This is a genomic window from Sphingomonas sp. CFBP9019 (assembly GCF_034045155.1).
Lineage (GTDB): Bacteria > Pseudomonadota > Alphaproteobacteria > Sphingomonadales > Sphingomonadaceae > Sphingomonas > Sphingomonas aerolata.
This window is the reverse complement of the sequence record NZ_JAXCWK010000001.1, coordinates 147,488-162,280: the sequence shown is the minus strand read 5'-3', so window position 1 is coordinate 162,280 and position 14,793 is coordinate 147,488. Positions and strand designations below refer to the sequence as shown.

Below are 14,793 nucleotides of genomic sequence, written 5' to 3'. Positions count from 1 at the left end.
ATCCGGGTCCAGCGCGGGCAGCATCCGGATCGTCAGTCGCGTGGCGCGGCGACCGCATGCGCGGCGATCAGGAACTCGATATTACCCTCGGGACCGGTGATCGGGCTCTCGACGACGCCCTCGACCTGCCAGCCCTGTGCCTCGAACCAGGCCGCGACCTCGCCGCAGACGCGCGCATGGACGGCCGGATCGCGGATCACGCCGCCCTTTCCGACCTCTTCGCGGCCTGCCTCGAACTGCGGCTTGACGAGCGCCAGCAGCCGCGCGCCGGGACGTGCGAACCCGATCGGGCGCTCGAGCACCTTGGCCAGCCCGATAAAGCTCGCATCGCAGACGATCAGGTCGACCGGTTCGGGGATATGCGCGTCGGTCAGGATGCGCGCGCTGGTCTGTTCGTGGACGATCACGCGCGGGTCCTGACGGAGTTTCCACGCAAGCTGGTTGGTCCCGCTGTCGACGGCATAGACGCGAGCGACCCCGTTGCTGAGCAGCACGTCGGTAAACCCGCCGGTCGACGAGCCGACGTCGATCGCCACCGCGTCCGTGACCGTCCAGCTGAAATGTGAGAGCCCGTGCGCGAGCTTGATCCCGCCGCGCGACACCCAGGGGTGATCGCGACCCCGCACGTCGAGCACGACGTCGTCCGCCAGCGTCTGCCCCGGCTTGTCGACCTTGCGCGTGCCGGCAAAGACCAGCCCCGCCATGATCAGCGCCTGGGCGCGCGTCCGCGACTCGACCAGTCCCCTGTCGACCAGCATCTGGTCCGCGCGTTGCTTTGCCATACGCCCAGCCTATCGCCCCGGCGTCCGATCATCGCAAGCTGCCTTCCTTTTGCCGCAATATCTATTGCCCACTGAACTGGTAGGATTATCTTGCAGACAGGGATCGTGATCGGCCGACGTCCCCTAGAGCGTCGATCGATCACGATCCCACCCCCGGGCTCCGGCGGTCTGGAGAAGGAGAGGCGTCGTGGGTTCTTTTGCACCATATGATAGCGTTCAACCGACCATCCTGACGGTCCCCGGGCTCGGCGGATCCGGCCCGTCACACTGGCAGACCCTGTGGGAAGATGCCCGGCCGGATACCGTCCGGGTCGAACTGGGGATGTGGAACACGCCGCATCGCAACGCCTGGGTCACGCGACTCGACGAGGCGATCCGGCGCGCACAGGCCCCCGTCATCCTAGCCGCGCACAGCCTTGGTTGCCTTGCGGTGGCGTGGTGGGCCGAACTCAGCCCGCAACCCTATGGCTGGCCCGTCGCGGGGGCATTGCTCGTCGCGCCCGCCGATGTCGATCGCGGTGGGGCCCAGGCCGAGCTCAAGGGCTTTTCACCGACCCCGCGCGGCCCCCTGCCCTTCCCCTCGATCGTCGTCGCGAGCAGCGACGATCCCTGGGTCACGCCCGACCGCGCGCACAGCATGGCCGCCGACTGGGGTAGTCATTTCGTCGATGCCGGCCCGCAGGGGCATCTCAATGCCGCGAGCGGTATCGGCTGGTGGCGCGAGGGACAGGATCTGCTCGAGCGGGTGATCGCCGCGAGTGGCGACGGTCACGGGCAAGCGCTGCCGCCGAGCCAGGCGCGATCGATCCTCGCCGTCAGCGCAACCGACGCGGCCCACTCCCACTATCTGGGCAGATAGGCAGGGCGCGCGTCCGGCAGTCGTTCCGGATCAGCCGCGCAGTGTGTCGTCTGCCGGCACCTGCGACTGCTGATCCTGCTCGTCCGCGGCACGCGCCGCGGGCAACCCGGCGCGCATCCGCCGCCACATGGCGATGTTCAGCGACACCATCACGATCACCGCGAGCGCAATGATCACGATGGCCTTGGTCGGCCCGCTCATGCGCGCGCTTCGGCAACCCCGCCCGAATTATGGCGCAGCGCCTTGAGCACGGTTTCCACCAGCGCCGCCGAATCGAGCCCGGCCTCGGCATATTGCGCGTCGGGCTTGTCCTGATCCTGGAAGAGATCCGGCAGACGCAGCGTGCGCAGCTTCAGCCCGCCGTCGATCAGCCCCTCGTCGCTGGCCAGCGTCAGCACATGCGCGCCGAAACCGCCGACCGCGCCCTCCTCGATCGTGACCGCGACCTCGTGCGTGGTGAGCAGCTTGCGGATCATCTCGACGTCGAGCGGCTTGGCGAATCGCAGATCGGCAACGGTGGTCGACAGCCCCTTGGCCTCGAGCACATCGGCGGCCTTCAACGCTTCCTCGAGCCGCGTGCCGAGCGACAGGATCGCCACGGCCTTGCCCTCGCGAACGATCCGGCCCTTGCCGATCTCGAGCAGTTCGGGCGTGGCAGGCAAGGCGACGCCCGTGCCGTTGCCGCGCGGGTAGCGCACCGCGATCGGGCCGGTGTCATACTGCGCCGCGGTGTGTGTCATATGGACCAGCTCGGCTTCGTCCGCCGCCGCCATCACGACGAAATTCGGCAGCGTCGCGAGATAGGTCACGTCGAACGATCCGGCATGCGTCGCGCCATCCGCTCCGACCAGCCCGGCGCGATCGATCGCAAAGCGCACCGGCAGGTTCTGGATCGCGACGTCATGGACGACCTGGTCATAGGCCCGCTGCAGGAACGTCGAATAGATCGCGCAGAACGGCCGCATCCCCTGCGCGGCAAGCCCCGCCGCGAAGGTCACGCCGTGCTGTTCGGCGATGCCGACATCGAAGAAGCGATCGGGATAGGCCTTGGCGAAGGCATCGAGGCCGGTGCCCGACGGCATCGCCGCGGTGATCGCACAGATCCGGTCGTCCTTGGCGGCCTCGGCGACGAGCTGCGCACCGAACACGTTCTGATATTGCGGCGGTCCCGGCGGCGCCTTGGTCTGCACGCCCGAGATCACGTCGAACTTCTGCACGCCGTGATATTTGTCGGCCGCGGCCTCGGCGGGCGCATAGCCCTTGCCCTTCTTGGTCACGACATGGACGAGGATCGGGCCCTCCTCCGCGTCGCGCACATTCTCGAGCACGGGGATCAGATGCTCGAGATTATGACCGTCGATCGGCCCGACATAATAAAAGCCGAGTTCCTCGAACAGCGTACCGCCCATCGTCATGCCGCGGGCGAACTCGTCGGTCTTCCGCGCGGCGTTGTGGAACGGCCGCGGCAGGCGCCGAGCGAGCTTCTTGGCAAGCTCGCGAATGCCCAGGAATTCGCGGCTCGACACGATCCGGCTGAGATAGGCCGACAGACCGCCAACCGGCGGCGCGATCGACATGTCATTGTCGTTCAGGATCACGACGAGGCGATTACCCGCCTGCTCGGCATTGTTCATCGCCTCATAGGCCATGCCCGCCGACATCGCGCCGTCGCCGATAACGGCAATGCCCTTGCCCGGCGTGCCCGCGATCTTGTTGGCGACCGCGAAGCCGAGCGCGGCCGAGATCGATGTCGAGGAATGCGCAGCGCCGAACGGGTCGTATTCGCTCTCGCTCCGCTTGGTGAAGCCGCTGAGGCCGCCACCCTGGCGCAACGTCCGGATCCGGTCGCGGCGGCCCGTCAGGATCTTGTGCGGATAGCATTGATGCCCGACGTCCCAGACCAGACGGTCGCGCGGCGTATCGAACACATAATGAATCGCGGTCGTCAGTTCGACGACGCCGAGCCCCGATCCGAGGTGGCCACCGGTCGTCCCGACGGCCGAGATCGTCTCGGTCCGCAGTTCATCGGCAAGCTGGCGAAGCTGGTCGGGTTTCAGCTTGCGCAGGTCATCGGGGGTCGAAACCGTGTCGAGCAACGGGGTTACAGGAGTATCTGCCATCCCGCCGGCTTATCGCAGCACAGGTTTGGTGTCGATTGTTACCGAACGAAACCCCGCCATCCGCGGATATTTCTACGCAGCGACGCCAGATTGGTTACCCCGTCATGGCGCTGGCAGCCTTCCCCGATCAGCGCTGCGCCTCGCATGCGGCACACCGGCCGCGGACTTCGATGACCGGGCGAACAGGCACGAAACCGGCCGAAATAGCCGCATTCCGCACACCGCGAGTGATCACGTCATTGTCGATATGCGTCGTCTGCCCGCACGAATCACATACCAGGAAGATGCAGTCGTGAAGGCAATCGGGATGGGCATTGGCGACGTACGCGTTCGCACTCTCGACCCGTCGCGCCAGGTTCGCACCCACGAAGAGGTCGAGAATTCGGTAAACGCTGTTGGCAGCGACGCGCCGCCCCTCCGCCTTCGACACGGCTTCCGCGATGTCATAGGCCGAGGCCGGCTTGTCGAAGCCAGCCAGCGCGGAAAACACGCTGGCGCGCATCGTCGTCCACTGCTCTCCCGATTTTTCCAGCGTCGCCTGCGCGGCAACGTTAAGGTCGGCGCCTTGCGGCTCATGATGTGAATGCGAGTGCGTTGCCATTATGCCGTGAATCTAGGGTGCCGCAGGACCGGCGACAAGCAGCGACCGCGCCGGGGCGATCGTGCGGCCCGGCTCAGCTTTCGGCGCGACGGTTCAGATCGTGCCCGAACGCGAGCAACGCGACGCCGATGATCGTCCAGAGCGTCTCACCGCTTCCCGAATCATGCGGCAGCGTCATCGCCCCCGCCATGATCCCGAGCCCGAACGCACCCATCGCCGCCGGCATCGCATAGCCATGATGAAGGATCCCGCGCCCCAGCGCGACCGCACCGAATAGGATCGCGATCGTCAGTCCGACTTCGTGGAAGATGGGATCGAGCAGCACGCCGCCCGCGGTCGACATCAGCGCAACCAGCACCGACGTTGCCAGACAGTGCACCATGCACAGACCCGACAGCCCGATCGCATAGCGATCCAGGCCTGCGATCCAGGACGGATGCGCATGGGTATGGTGGTGGGCGGTCGTCGACATCGTTCCGATTAGATAGTCCATCTCAGGAAAGGATACAACATCACATTCGGCCGAACGCCCGTCGTCCGCTCGCTTTTTTTTCAGGAAAAGGACGCTCGATCGACGTCGTGATCAATCCTGCGCTCGCGCTCGTTCCCAACGCATCGCGCGTGTGTCTCGGGCCAGCAGAAACCCGGCGGCCGATAACCCCTGATACTCGACGCCCCAGTCAGACAGGCGTAGAGCCGTGCGATGCTCCAGCCCAGTGCCGCCTTCCTGTCCACAGCGCGCCCGCGAGCGGTCGCGACCTGGCTTCTTCTCGTTGCGGCGATGATCGTCGGCATCGTTATCGTGGGGGGCATAACGCGGCTTACCAATTCGGGGCTCTCGATCACCGAATGGAAGCCGATCACCGGCATCATTCCGCCACTCACGCTTGCGCAGTGGGAGGCGGAATTCGCGAACTACAGACAGATCCCCGAATATAGCCAGCTCAACAGCGGCATGACGCTCGACGGGTTCAAGGCGATCTTCTTCTGGGAATATCTCCACCGCGCGCTGGCACGGACGATCGGCGCGGCGTTCGCGATCCCGCTCTTGTGGTTCGCGCTGCGCCGGGCAATCCCGGTCGGCTATGGCTGGCGACTCGGCGCGCTGCTGGCGCTCGGCGCGCTTCAGGGCGCTGTCGGCTGGTGGATGGTGAAGTCCGGGCTGTCCGTCCGCACCGACGTCAGCCACATTCGTCTCGCAGTCCATCTGATGACCGCGCTCGTCACGCTCGCCGGCATCGTCTGGACGGCGCTGGACCTCCTCGCACTCCACCGCTCGAAGCTTGCGGCCCCGGCCCGCCTCGTGCCGATCGCGGTCACCGCGTTCGCGTTGCTGTTCGTCCAGCTTGTCTATGGCGCGTTCACCGCAGGGCTCAACGCAGGCTACGCCTTTTCGAGTTGGCCGCTGATGGGCGACAGCCTGTTCCCGGGCGGCGTCCCGATGCTGTCACCCGGCTGGATCAACGCCGTCGACAACCCGATTGTCGTCCAGTTCATTCACCGGTGGCTCGCCTTCGCCACCGCCGCCGGGCTCGTCTGGCTCGCGGTCCGCGCGACGCAGCATGGTTCGCGCGCCGGCTTCTGGGTGGTCGGGCTCGTCACGCTTCAGGTCTTTCTGGGGATCGCAACGCTCATGACCGGTGTCGCCATCCCTGTCGCCGTCGCACACCAAGCCAACGCGGCGCTGTTGCTGATCGCCATGGTATTTGCCGCGCATCGCCTCGGCAATCCGCCCAAGGTATTATAATACCCGCCATGAAACCGGCGGAAAGCTTGACTTAAACACCTCTTTTCGCCATTGCCGCCTCGTTAGCGCCGTCCGTCGTGGCGGCGCATATCGTTTCAGCAAAGGTCTCAGCCCCATGAAGGCGCTCATGAAGACCACCAAGTCGGCCAAGCCGCACGAGGTGGAGAAGAAATGGCATATCGTCGATGCCGAGGATCTGGTGGTCGGTCGCGCAGCGTCGATCATCGCCAACGTCCTGCGCGGCAAGCACAAGACGTCGTTCACCCCGCATGTCGATTGCGGTGACAACGTCGTCGTGATCAACGCCGACAAGATCCGCTTCACCGGCAACAAGGCCGCGAAGAAGGTCTATTACAAGCACACCGGTTATGCCGGCGGCATCAAGGGCATCACTGCCGCCAAGGTTCTCGACGGCCGCTTCCCGGAGCGCGTTCTCGAAAAGGCCGTTGAGCGCATGATCCCGCGCGGCCCGCTTGGCCGTGAGCAGATGCGCAACCTGCGTATCTTCAAGGGTACCGAGCATCCGCATGAGGCACAGAACCCCGAGGTTCTCGACATCGCCAGCATGAATCGCAAGAACAAGGTGGGTGCGTAAATGACCGACAACCGCCAGTCGCTCGCCGATCTCGCGAGCCTGACCAACCAGCCCGCACCGGCTGCTCCGGCCGCACAGTCGCTGCCGACCAGCGAAGGCGACATCGCAGCGCCCGTCTCGAACGAGCCGGTCCGCGAGCCGATGCCGCTCCGCGAGCAGATCCTCGACAAGCAGGGCCGCGCCTATGCGACCGGCCGTCGCAAGGACGCCGTTGCCCGCGTCTGGGTCAAGCCCGGCACCGGCAAGATCACGATCAACGGTCGTGACCAGGAAGTGTATTTCGCACGTCCGACGCTGCGTCTCGTCATCAACCAGGTGTTCGGTATCACCGAGCGCGAAGGTCAGTATGACGTAGTCTGCACCGTCAAGGGCGGCGGCCTTTCGGGCCAGGCCGGCGCGGTCAAGCATGGCATCAGCCAGGCGCTGACCCGCTTCGAGCCGGTGCTGCGTGCATCGGTCAAGGCTGCAGGCTTCCTGACGCGCGACAGCCGCGTCGTCGAGCGCAAGAAGTACGGCAAGGCGAAAGCCCGTCGTAGCTTCCAGTTCTCGAAGCGCTAAACGCTTTACCGAACTACGGAAAAGGGCGGTCCGGGTTTTCCCGGGCCGCCTTTTTCATGCCTGCGCTACATCCGTACGACGCGGGTGCCGATTCGTGCGGCCTCGTCGGGGTCGTGGGTCACCATCAGGATCGGCAGGCGCATCGTATCGCGCAGATGCTCGATCACGCGGACGATCTCCTCGCGGCGCGGTCGGTCGAGCGACGCCAACGGCTCGTCGAGCAACAGGAAGCGCGGGTTGCTGAGCAATGCCCGTCCGATCGCCACGCGCTGCGCTTCGCCCCCCGAGAGCGACCGCGGCCAGCGGTCGAGCAGATGCCCGATCCCCAGGAAGCCGATCCGCTCCTCGAACCCCGACGTGTCTCGGCCGGCGCCGTAAAGCAGGTTCGCCCGCACCTTCAGATGCGGAAAAAGCCGCGCTTCCTGAAACACATAGCCCGCACGGCGGTGTTCCGGTGGCAGGTTAATGCCCTCCCCGAACAGCGTGACGCCATCGACGACGATCCGGCCATTGTCGGGCGTGAGCAGCCCGGCGACCATCTTCAGGATGCTGGTCTTGCCGACGCCGGACGGTCCGAACAGCACGGTCGCGCCGTCCCCCGCCGCCATCGTCAGTGCGACCTCGGCATCGCCCAGACGCTTGCGGACGTTGATCTCAAAGGACATGAAGCCCCCTGCCCGCGCGCCGCGTCAGGAGCTCGGACGCGACCAGTGCGATCAGCGACAACGCGACGGAAATCGCCGAGAGCCGCCATACCAGCATCTCCGCGCCCGGCTGCTGAAGCGCCGAGTAGATCGCCAGCGGCAGCGTCTGCGTCTCGCCCGGCACATTGGAGACGAAGGTGATCGTCGCCCCGAACTCGCCGATCGATCGCGCAAAGCCCAGCACCGCGCCCGCGAGCACGCCCGGTACGCTCAGCGGCAGCGTGACCGTCCAGAATACCCGCCACGGCCCCGCGCCCAGCGTCCGCGCCGCACTCTCAAGCCGTGCATCGACCGCCTCGATCGACAGCCGCATCGCACGCACCATCAAGGGCAGCGCCATGACCCCCGCTGCGATCGCCGCACCGGTCCAGCGGAACAACACGCTGACCCCGAACCACGACTGCAGCCACCCACCGACCGGCCCGTTCGGCGCAAAGGCGAGCAGCAGCAGCCACCCCGTCACGACCGGCGGCACGACGAGCGGCAGGTGGATCACCGCATCGACGAGGATCCGCCCGGGAAACCGTACGCGCGCCAGCAGCCAGGCAAAGCCGAACGCGATCGGCAATGTGATCAGCATGGCGACGGCGCCGACCTTCAGCGACAGACCGACGATCCCCCATTCCGCCGGTGTCAGGACGAACCCATCCGTCACTCAGCGCGCCGAAAAGCCGTAACGCACGAAGATCGCCTTGCCCTGACGCGACGTCAGGAACCGGCGGAACGCCTCGGCCTCCGGATTGCGCGACGTCGACAACCGGGCGATCGGATAGGTGATGGCGGGATGCGTCGATGCGGGAAATACGCCTGCGATCCTGACACGCGTCGATGCCTTGGCGTCGGTCGCATAAACGATCCCCAGGGGTGCCGCGCCGCGTTCGACGAGCGCCAACGTCGCGCGGACGTTTTCGGCGCGCACGACGCGCGGCGCGACCTGTTTCCATACGCCGAGCGCCTCCAGCGCCTCCTGGCCGTACCGCCCCGCAGGGACGGGCGTATCCGCCATCGCGAGTGGCCCTGCGGTCAGGACCCGCACGAGCGCTGCAGGCGGGCGTGACGGGATCCGCACCGTCGTCCCCGACGCCGCCGCGACGACCAGCCGGTTTCCCAGGAACGTCACGCGCGACGCAGGGACGATCAGGCGGCGCTTTGCCAGCTCGTTCATCCAGTCCTCATCCGCGGACACGAACAGGTCCGCTGTCGCGCCGGCCTCGACCTGCCGTGCCAGCGCCGACGAGGCCGCAAACGAGATCGTCGGTCGCACATGCCCCTTCGCCGCCCACGCATCGGCGGCCGCGGTCATCGATTCCTGCAGGCTCGCCGCCGCCAGCACGAGCGGTGCCGCGCGCTGCGCGGCGTCGGCGCCCGTCGCGACGCCGCCGACGGCCAGCATGGCGAGCAATACCGGATACTTCATCATGTCCCCTCGAGCCCGCCAATCACCACGGCGCTATAGTATGCCGCCCGCTGAACGCCACAACGGACATGGGGTTCATTCCGCCCCGGAGGGCGCCGTCACGCGCCCCGTCCGGGCCAGCTTGCCCCAGCCGACCATCGGCCCCCGCAAAGCCTGGGCGAGCGCCTTGAGCACGACATAGTACATGACCTGGCGATAGCCGATCCGCTGCGGAATCAGCAGCCAGAGCAGCCTCCACCGCTCGCGCCGCTCGAGTGCGAACGCGATCGTCGCCGCGAGCAGGTCGATCGCGGTGAAGACCAGCCAATAGGTCAGCATGGTCTGCAGATCATGGCTGCTCTGTGCCCAGCCATGCGCCGACACCGCGACGTAGGTCGTCGCGACACTGACGAGCAGCGCGAGGTCGATGATCGGCGAGATCGCCGCCAGCAGGATCTGGAACACGATCGCCTGGGGCAGCCCGACCCAGCCAAGCCCGCGCGGCTGGCTGCGGCCGATCGCCGACCGGTGCTTCCACAGGCACTGGAGCGTCCCGAACGCCCAGCGGAACCGCTGCTTGGCAAGCGCGCGCAGCGTCTCGGGGGCTTCGGTCCACGCGATCGCGAACTGGTCATACTGGACCGTCCACCCTGCGCGCTGGATCGCGATCGTCAGATCCTGATCCTCGGCCAGCGTATCATCGGGATAGCCGCCGACCGCGCGAATTGCCGCCAGTCGCCACGCGCCGACCGCGCCCGGCACGACCGTCATCGCGTTCAGCCGCGCGAGCGCGCGCCGTTCGAGGTTCTGGGCGGTGATATATTCGAGCGCTTGCCAGCGGGTGATCAGATTGACCCGGTTGCCGACCTTCGCATTGCCCGCAACCGCCCCCAGCGCCGGGTCGTCGAACCACCGCGCCAGCCGCGCGATCGTCAGCGGCTCGAACTGCGTATCGGCGTCGAGCGCGATCACGATATCGCCCCGCGCCGCGGCCAGCCCGCGGTTCAGCGCACGCGCCTTGCCGCCGTTCGCCAGAGTCATGAGCCGCACCCGCGCGTCGCCGGCAAAGGCGGTGGCGACGGCCTGGCTCGTGCCATCGCTCGACCCGTCATCGATCACAATCACCTCGACCACGACGTCGGTCGAGGCCAGCACGCCCTCGACCGCGCGGACGATCACGCGTTCCTCATTGAACGCCGGGATCATCACCGTGACGAATCGAGCCGGATCGATCGCCGGGAACACCGTCCGCAATTCGCGGCGTGCCTGGATCAGTGCCAGCGCCGACAGCGCGAGCGCGCGAAGGATGCCGATCGTGATCGCGATCCCGAAGATCCAGCGCAGGCCGATTACCAGTCCACCCAGCGTGCTGAACAGCGCAAGATCCGCGACCGCCGCGACCCGGTCGCTCGACGATATCACCGGCATCGCCGCATCGCGCGTCAGCCCGGCCAGCGCCGAGACCGGCACGAAGTGATAGCCCATCGCCTGCAGCCGGTCGATGATCACCGGCAGCGCCGCGACGGTCTGCGCGCGGTTGCCGCCCGCATCGTGCAGGAGGATGATATTGGCGCTGCGTTCGGGCGATCCTTCCACGACCTGTGCGATCGTGCGGTCGATGATTGCAGCGGTGCCCGGACGCTTCCAGTCGTCGGGATCGACGTGCAGGCCTACCGATACATAGCCACGCTGCTGCGCCTCGAGTGCCGGCTTGATCTCGTCCGCGGTGCTCGGCTCGGCATCGCCGAAATAGGGTGCGCGGAACAGGCGGAGCGATCGCCCGGTGAACGCCTGGAACAGCCGCTGCGTCGTGTTGAGCTCGAACCCGACCTGGCGCCCCGATACCGTCGCCAGATTGGGGTGTGTATAGGTGTGGCTGCCGACCTCATGCCCTTCGGCCACCATGCGTTCGAGCAGGCTCCGCTGCGTCAGCGCATTCTCGCCCACCACGAAGAATGTCGCCGGCACGTGCTTTCGCTTAAGGATATCCAGGATCTGCGGCGTCCATTCGGAGTCCGGCCCATCGTCGAAGGTGAGCGCAAGCGCTCGCGGGCTGTAGCCCGTACGCTGGACGACGTAGGGCGAGGGCATGCGCGTGAAGCGGACGTCCGCGATCGTCCCGTCGGCAGCCGCGACAGTATCACGCAGCCCGGACACCGGCGTCGACCCGATCTTCAGGATCTCGCCATTGCCCTCGATATCGACATTCGTCCCGGCCGGTGTCGTGTTGATCGCACGCGGATCGGGCAATCGGCGGTGGTCGCGCCCGAAGATCGACCAGAGCGCCGGATCCTCCGACCCCAGTCGCCACAGCGCAAAGCTTTGCACCCCCGCCTTTTGCAGAAAGGCCAGCTCGTTATACGCGCTGGCCGCATCGAGCAGCCAGACCTGATGCCGGGTCCCGCCGTCCGCATAGGCGAAGCTGCTGGTGCCGCTGCCCTTGTCGAACGTCGGGACGGTGCCCGAATCGGATGCCGCCTGCCACGCCTCCTCGACGCCCAGCGCATCGCCGCCACGGTCATGCCAGTCATAGGCGTAGGATCCGAACGCGACGACCAGCTTTGAGGGGGGGACGCCGCGCGCGGCATTCGCGACCGACCGCGCGAACCAGCGCTGCGATGCGATTGGCCCGGCCGGGCCGCTCGTCTCGTGCTCGTCATAGGCCATCAGGAAGATCTTGTCGGTCACGCGCGCATAGGCACGCATGTTCCAGTCGGCGTTCCCGACCGGCGCGGCGATCGCGACGACCCAGCCGCGTGGTGCGAACCGCGCCTTCGCCTCGGCAAGGAACAGGCGGTAGTTCGCCTGCGCCCCCGCGGGCAGGCTCTCGAAATCGAAGAAGGCGCCGCCTGCATGGTTCGCCACCAGGAACGGGACCAGCCGATCGAGAAAGGCGCGCCGGGCGGTCACATCCGCAAACAGCGCGGCGCTGCCCGCGCCGTCCCAGTCGCCGTCCTTGGCGTTCTGAACCATGGGCAGGATCACCGGGCGGTGGATCGCGCGATTGAGCACCGCGCGGCCCGCGACATCGCGGAACACGGTGATCCGGTGGTCGGCCCCGGTCACCGACACCCAGCCGGGAATGACCCAGTCGAGTTGTTCGACATGCCGGGCAAGGCTCGCCACGCTCGATTCGTCCCAGGGCACGTGGAAGGCGATGGCCAGCCGCGGGTTGGTCGCGCGCGGCGCCTGTCCGACGCCCCCCTTCGCACCCGCCTTGCCGGCGCCCGCGGTGGGTCCGCCGAACAGTGCCTTGCCGTAATAATCGATGCTGCGCTGCGCCCGTCCGATCACGCCGCTATGCGGTGCGGGCAAGCGGTGAAGCCCGGGATGCTCGGGCTCGAACGGCAGCAACGGTGCCGCCGGGACCGCGCCGATCGACACGGCGAACACCGCCACCGACAATAAAACGAGCGCGACGAAGGCGATGACACCCAATGCGAAACGACGACGACGCCGCCCGCTTGCGTCGTAGAAAACAGGATGCAGTGCCATGACCAACGCTATCCGACCCCAGGATCGCGCGCCATGCACCACCATTCATGCCCGCGACCAATCGGGACGATGACAAATCCGTCACGTCAGCCTGAAAGAGAACATCCGATCAGGAGTCGTCGCCCATCCGCAGCGCGGCGATGAATGCCTCCTGCGGGATGCTGACCGACCCATATTCGCGCATCTTCAGCTTTCCCTTCTTCTGCTTTTCCAGAAGCTTCTTCTTGCGGCTCGCATCGCCGCCATAGCATTTGGCGGTCACGTCCTTGCGCATCGCGCTGATCGTCTCGCGTGCGATCACCTTGCCGCCGATCGCTGCCTGGATCGGGATCTTGAACAGGTGACGCGGGATCAGGTCCTTCAGCCGCTCGACCATGCCGCGACCCCGTACCTCGGCGGTGCCGCGGTGGACGATCATGCTCAGAGCGTCGACCGGCTCCTCGTTGACCAGGATGCCCATCTTGACGAGGTCGCCCTCGCGATAGCCGATCTGGTGATAGTCGAAGCTCGCATAGCCCTTCGACATCGACTTCAGCCGGTCGTAGAAATCGAACACGACCTCGTTGAGCGGCAGCTCGTAGGTCGCCTGCGCGCGGCCGCCGACATAGGTCAGGTTCTTCTGGATCCCGCGGCGGTCCTGGCAGAGCTTGAGGACGCTGCCGAGATATTCGTCGGGGACGTAGATCGTGGCCTCGATCCAAGGCTCGCTGATCGTCGCGATCTTGTTGGGCTCGGGCATGTCGGCGGGGTTGTGCAACTCGATATGCGTCGTGCCCGCGGGATCGGGGTGAGTCAGCTCGATCTCGTAGACCACCGACGGTGCGGTGGTGATGAGGTCGAGGTCATACTCACGCGTCAGGCGCTCCTGGATGATCTCCAGATGGAGCAGGCCCAAGAACCCGCAACGGAAGCCGAAGCCCAAGGCCGCTGACGTCTCCATCTCGAACGAGAAGCTCGCATCGTTGAGGCGCAGCTTGGAGATCGACTCGCGCAGCTTCTCGAACTCGGCCGCATCGACCGGGAACATGCCGCAGAACACCACCGGCTGGACTTCCTTGAAGCCCGCCAGCGCTTCCAGCGCCGGCCGCTTCGCATCGGTGATCGTGTCACCGACGCGCGTCTGCGCGACCTCTTTGATCTGCGCGGTGATGAAGCCCATCTCACCCGTGCCGAGTTCGGTCAGCTGCTCGATCTTGGGGCGGAAACAGCCGACCCGGTCGACCAGATGCATCGTGCCGGTCTGCATGAACTTGATCTGCTGGCCCTTTTTCAGGATGCCGTCGATCACGCGGACGAGGATGACGACGCCGAGATACGGATCGTACCAGCTGTCGACCAGCATGGCCTTCAGCGGTGCCTCCGGATCGCCCTTGGGCGGCGGGATCTTCGTGACGATCGCCTCGAGGATGTCCTCGATGCCGATGCCCGACTTGGCCGATGCGAGCACCGCGCCGGACGCGTCGATGCCGATCACGTCCTCGATTTCCTTGCGGACCTTCTCGGGTTCGGCGGCGGGAAGATCGATCTTGTTGATGACCGGCACGATCTCGTGATCATGTTCGATCGACTGATAGACGTTGGCGAGCGTCTGCGCCTCGACGCCCTGCGCCGCGTCGACCACGAGCAGCGCGCCCTCGCACGCGGCGAGGCTACGGCTCACCTCATAGGCGAAATCGACATGCCCCGGCGTGTCCATCAGGTTGAGGACGTAATCCTCGCCGTCCTTCGCGCGGTAAGCCAGGCGCACGGTCTGCGCCTTGATCGTGATCCCGCGTTCCTTCTCGATGTCCATGTTGTCGAGCACCTGCTCGGACATTTCGCGCGCGGTCAGGCCGCCGGTTTGCTGGATCAGTCGATCGGCGAGCGTCGACTTGCCATGGTCGATATGCGCGATGATGGAGAAGTTGCGGATGCGGGACAATTCGGTCGTCATGCG

The 14,793-nt window shown here is 66.3% G+C and carries 14 protein-coding genes; 4 read left to right on the top strand and 10 right to left on the bottom strand.

Annotation, left to right across the window (positions count from 1 at the left end):
• Positions 1–32: 32 nt before the first annotated feature.
• Entirely contained in the window at positions 33–782 is a 750-nt protein-coding gene (locus tag SOM18_RS00675; RefSeq protein WP_031439325.1) for a TlyA family RNA methyltransferase, read from the bottom strand.
• A gap of 187 nt (positions 783–969) precedes the next feature.
• On the opposite strand from SOM18_RS00675, the gene SOM18_RS00670 reads away from it, so the two are divergent.
• Complete coding sequence (locus SOM18_RS00670; protein ID WP_031439324.1) at positions 970–1,641, top strand: RBBP9/YdeN family alpha/beta hydrolase; 672 nt, start codon at positions 970–972, stop codon at positions 1,639–1,641.
• Between the two features lie 30 nt (positions 1,642–1,671).
• Here SOM18_RS00670 and SOM18_RS00665 read toward each other — a convergent pair whose 3' ends face one another.
• The 4 genes from SOM18_RS00665 to SOM18_RS00650 form a co-directional block, all read right to left on the bottom strand.
• Entirely contained in the window at positions 1,672–1,842 is a 171-nt protein-coding gene (locus tag SOM18_RS00665; RefSeq protein ID WP_157840526.1) for a hypothetical protein, read from the bottom strand.
• Positions 1,839–3,761 (bottom strand): 1-deoxy-D-xylulose-5-phosphate synthase, encoded by a 1,923-nt coding sequence (gene dxs, locus SOM18_RS00660; RefSeq protein ID WP_031439323.1) that lies wholly within the window; start codon positions 3,759–3,761, stop codon positions 1,839–1,841. Before dxs ends, SOM18_RS00665 begins: the two co-directional genes overlap by 4 nt.
• 127 nt (positions 3,762–3,888) lie before the next feature.
• A complete protein-coding gene (locus tag SOM18_RS00655; RefSeq protein WP_031439322.1) occupies positions 3,889–4,362 on the bottom strand; it encodes a Fur family transcriptional regulator in 474 nt (157 codons plus the stop codon).
• Between the two features lie 73 nt (positions 4,363–4,435).
• Positions 4,436–4,834 carry a MerC domain-containing protein gene (locus tag SOM18_RS00650; protein WP_042466454.1) on the bottom strand — a complete coding sequence of 133 codons (399 nt, stop codon included), beginning with the start codon at positions 4,832–4,834 and terminating at the stop codon, positions 4,436–4,438.
• Positions 4,835–5,065: 231 nt separating this feature from the next.
• Here SOM18_RS00650 and SOM18_RS00645 point away from each other — a divergent pair, with 231 nt between their 5' ends.
• The 3 genes from SOM18_RS00645 to rpsI all read left to right on the top strand — a co-directional run bounded on the left by SOM18_RS00645 (position 5,066) and on the right by rpsI (position 7,262).
• On the top strand, positions 5,066–6,109 hold the full coding sequence (locus SOM18_RS00645; protein WP_320481153.1) for a COX15/CtaA family protein: 1,044 nt from the start codon (positions 5,066–5,068) through the stop codon (positions 6,107–6,109).
• 115 nt (positions 6,110–6,224) lie between these two features.
• A complete protein-coding gene (gene rplM, locus SOM18_RS00640) occupies positions 6,225–6,704 on the top strand; it encodes a 50S ribosomal protein L13 (RefSeq protein ID WP_037530138.1) in 480 nt (159 codons plus the stop codon).
• The gene (gene rpsI / locus SOM18_RS00635) at positions 6,705–7,262 is read left to right on the top strand and encodes a 30S ribosomal protein S9 (protein ID WP_043157976.1); all 558 of its coding nucleotides are present in this window, start codon (positions 6,705–6,707) and stop codon (positions 7,260–7,262) included.
• A gap of 65 nt (positions 7,263–7,327) precedes the next feature.
• Here the strand turns inward: rpsI and SOM18_RS00630 are convergent, their stop codons facing one another.
• The 5 genes from SOM18_RS00630 to lepA form a co-directional block, all read right to left on the bottom strand.
• The gene (locus SOM18_RS00630) at positions 7,328–7,927 is read right to left on the bottom strand and encodes an ATP-binding cassette domain-containing protein (protein WP_031439319.1); all 600 of its coding nucleotides are present in this window, start codon (positions 7,925–7,927) and stop codon (positions 7,328–7,330) included.
• A complete protein-coding gene (modB, locus tag SOM18_RS00625; protein WP_037530133.1) occupies positions 7,917–8,621 on the bottom strand; it encodes a molybdate ABC transporter permease subunit in 705 nt (234 codons plus the stop codon). Before modB ends, SOM18_RS00630 begins: the two co-directional genes overlap by 11 nt.
• Positions 8,622–9,383, bottom strand: a complete 762-nt coding sequence (modA, locus tag SOM18_RS00620; RefSeq protein WP_192008619.1) for a molybdate ABC transporter substrate-binding protein — start codon at positions 9,381–9,383, stop codon at positions 8,622–8,624.
• Positions 9,384–9,458: 75 nt separating this feature from the next.
• On the bottom strand, positions 9,459–12,857 hold the full coding sequence (locus SOM18_RS00615; protein WP_031439918.1) for a polysaccharide deacetylase family protein: 3,399 nt from the start codon (positions 12,855–12,857) through the stop codon (positions 9,459–9,461).
• A gap of 109 nt (positions 12,858–12,966) precedes the next feature.
• Positions 12,967–14,790 (bottom strand): translation elongation factor 4, encoded by a 1,824-nt coding sequence (lepA, locus tag SOM18_RS00610; protein ID WP_031439917.1) that lies wholly within the window; start codon positions 14,788–14,790, stop codon positions 12,967–12,969.
• Positions 14,791–14,793 lie beyond the last annotated feature (3 nt).

Coding starts and splice junctions, on each gene's coding strand:
- SOM18_RS00675 (WP_031439325.1), bottom strand. CDS start 782: ATGGCAAAGCAACGCGCGGACCAGATGCTGGTCGACAGGGGACTGGTC.
- SOM18_RS00665 (WP_157840526.1), bottom strand. CDS start 1,842: ATGAGCGGGCCGACCAAGGCCATCGTGATCATTGCGCTCGCGGTGATC.
- dxs (WP_031439323.1), bottom strand. CDS start 3,761: ATGGCAGATACTCCTGTAACCCCGTTGCTCGACACGGTTTCGACCCCC.
- SOM18_RS00655 (WP_031439322.1), bottom strand. CDS start 4,362: ATGGCAACGCACTCGCATTCACATCATGAGCCGCAAGGCGCCGACCTT.
- SOM18_RS00650 (WP_042466454.1), bottom strand. CDS start 4,834: ATGTCGACGACCGCCCACCACCATACCCATGCGCATCCGTCCTGGATC.
- SOM18_RS00645 (WP_320481153.1), top strand. CDS start 5,066: ATGCTCCAGCCCAGTGCCGCCTTCCTGTCCACAGCGCGCCCGCGAGCG.
- rplM (WP_037530138.1), top strand. CDS start 6,225: ATGAAGGCGCTCATGAAGACCACCAAGTCGGCCAAGCCGCACGAGGTG.
- rpsI (WP_043157976.1), top strand. CDS start 6,705: ATGACCGACAACCGCCAGTCGCTCGCCGATCTCGCGAGCCTGACCAAC.
- SOM18_RS00630 (WP_031439319.1), bottom strand. CDS start 7,927: ATGTCCTTTGAGATCAACGTCCGCAAGCGTCTGGGCGATGCCGAGGTC.
- modA (WP_192008619.1), bottom strand. CDS start 9,383: ATGAAGTATCCGGTATTGCTCGCCATGCTGGCCGTCGGCGGCGTCGCG.
- SOM18_RS00615 (WP_031439918.1), bottom strand. CDS start 12,857: ATGGCACTGCATCCTGTTTTCTACGACGCAAGCGGGCGGCGTCGTCGT.
- lepA (WP_031439917.1), bottom strand. CDS start 14,790: ATGACGACCGAATTGTCCCGCATCCGCAACTTCTCCATCATCGCGCAT.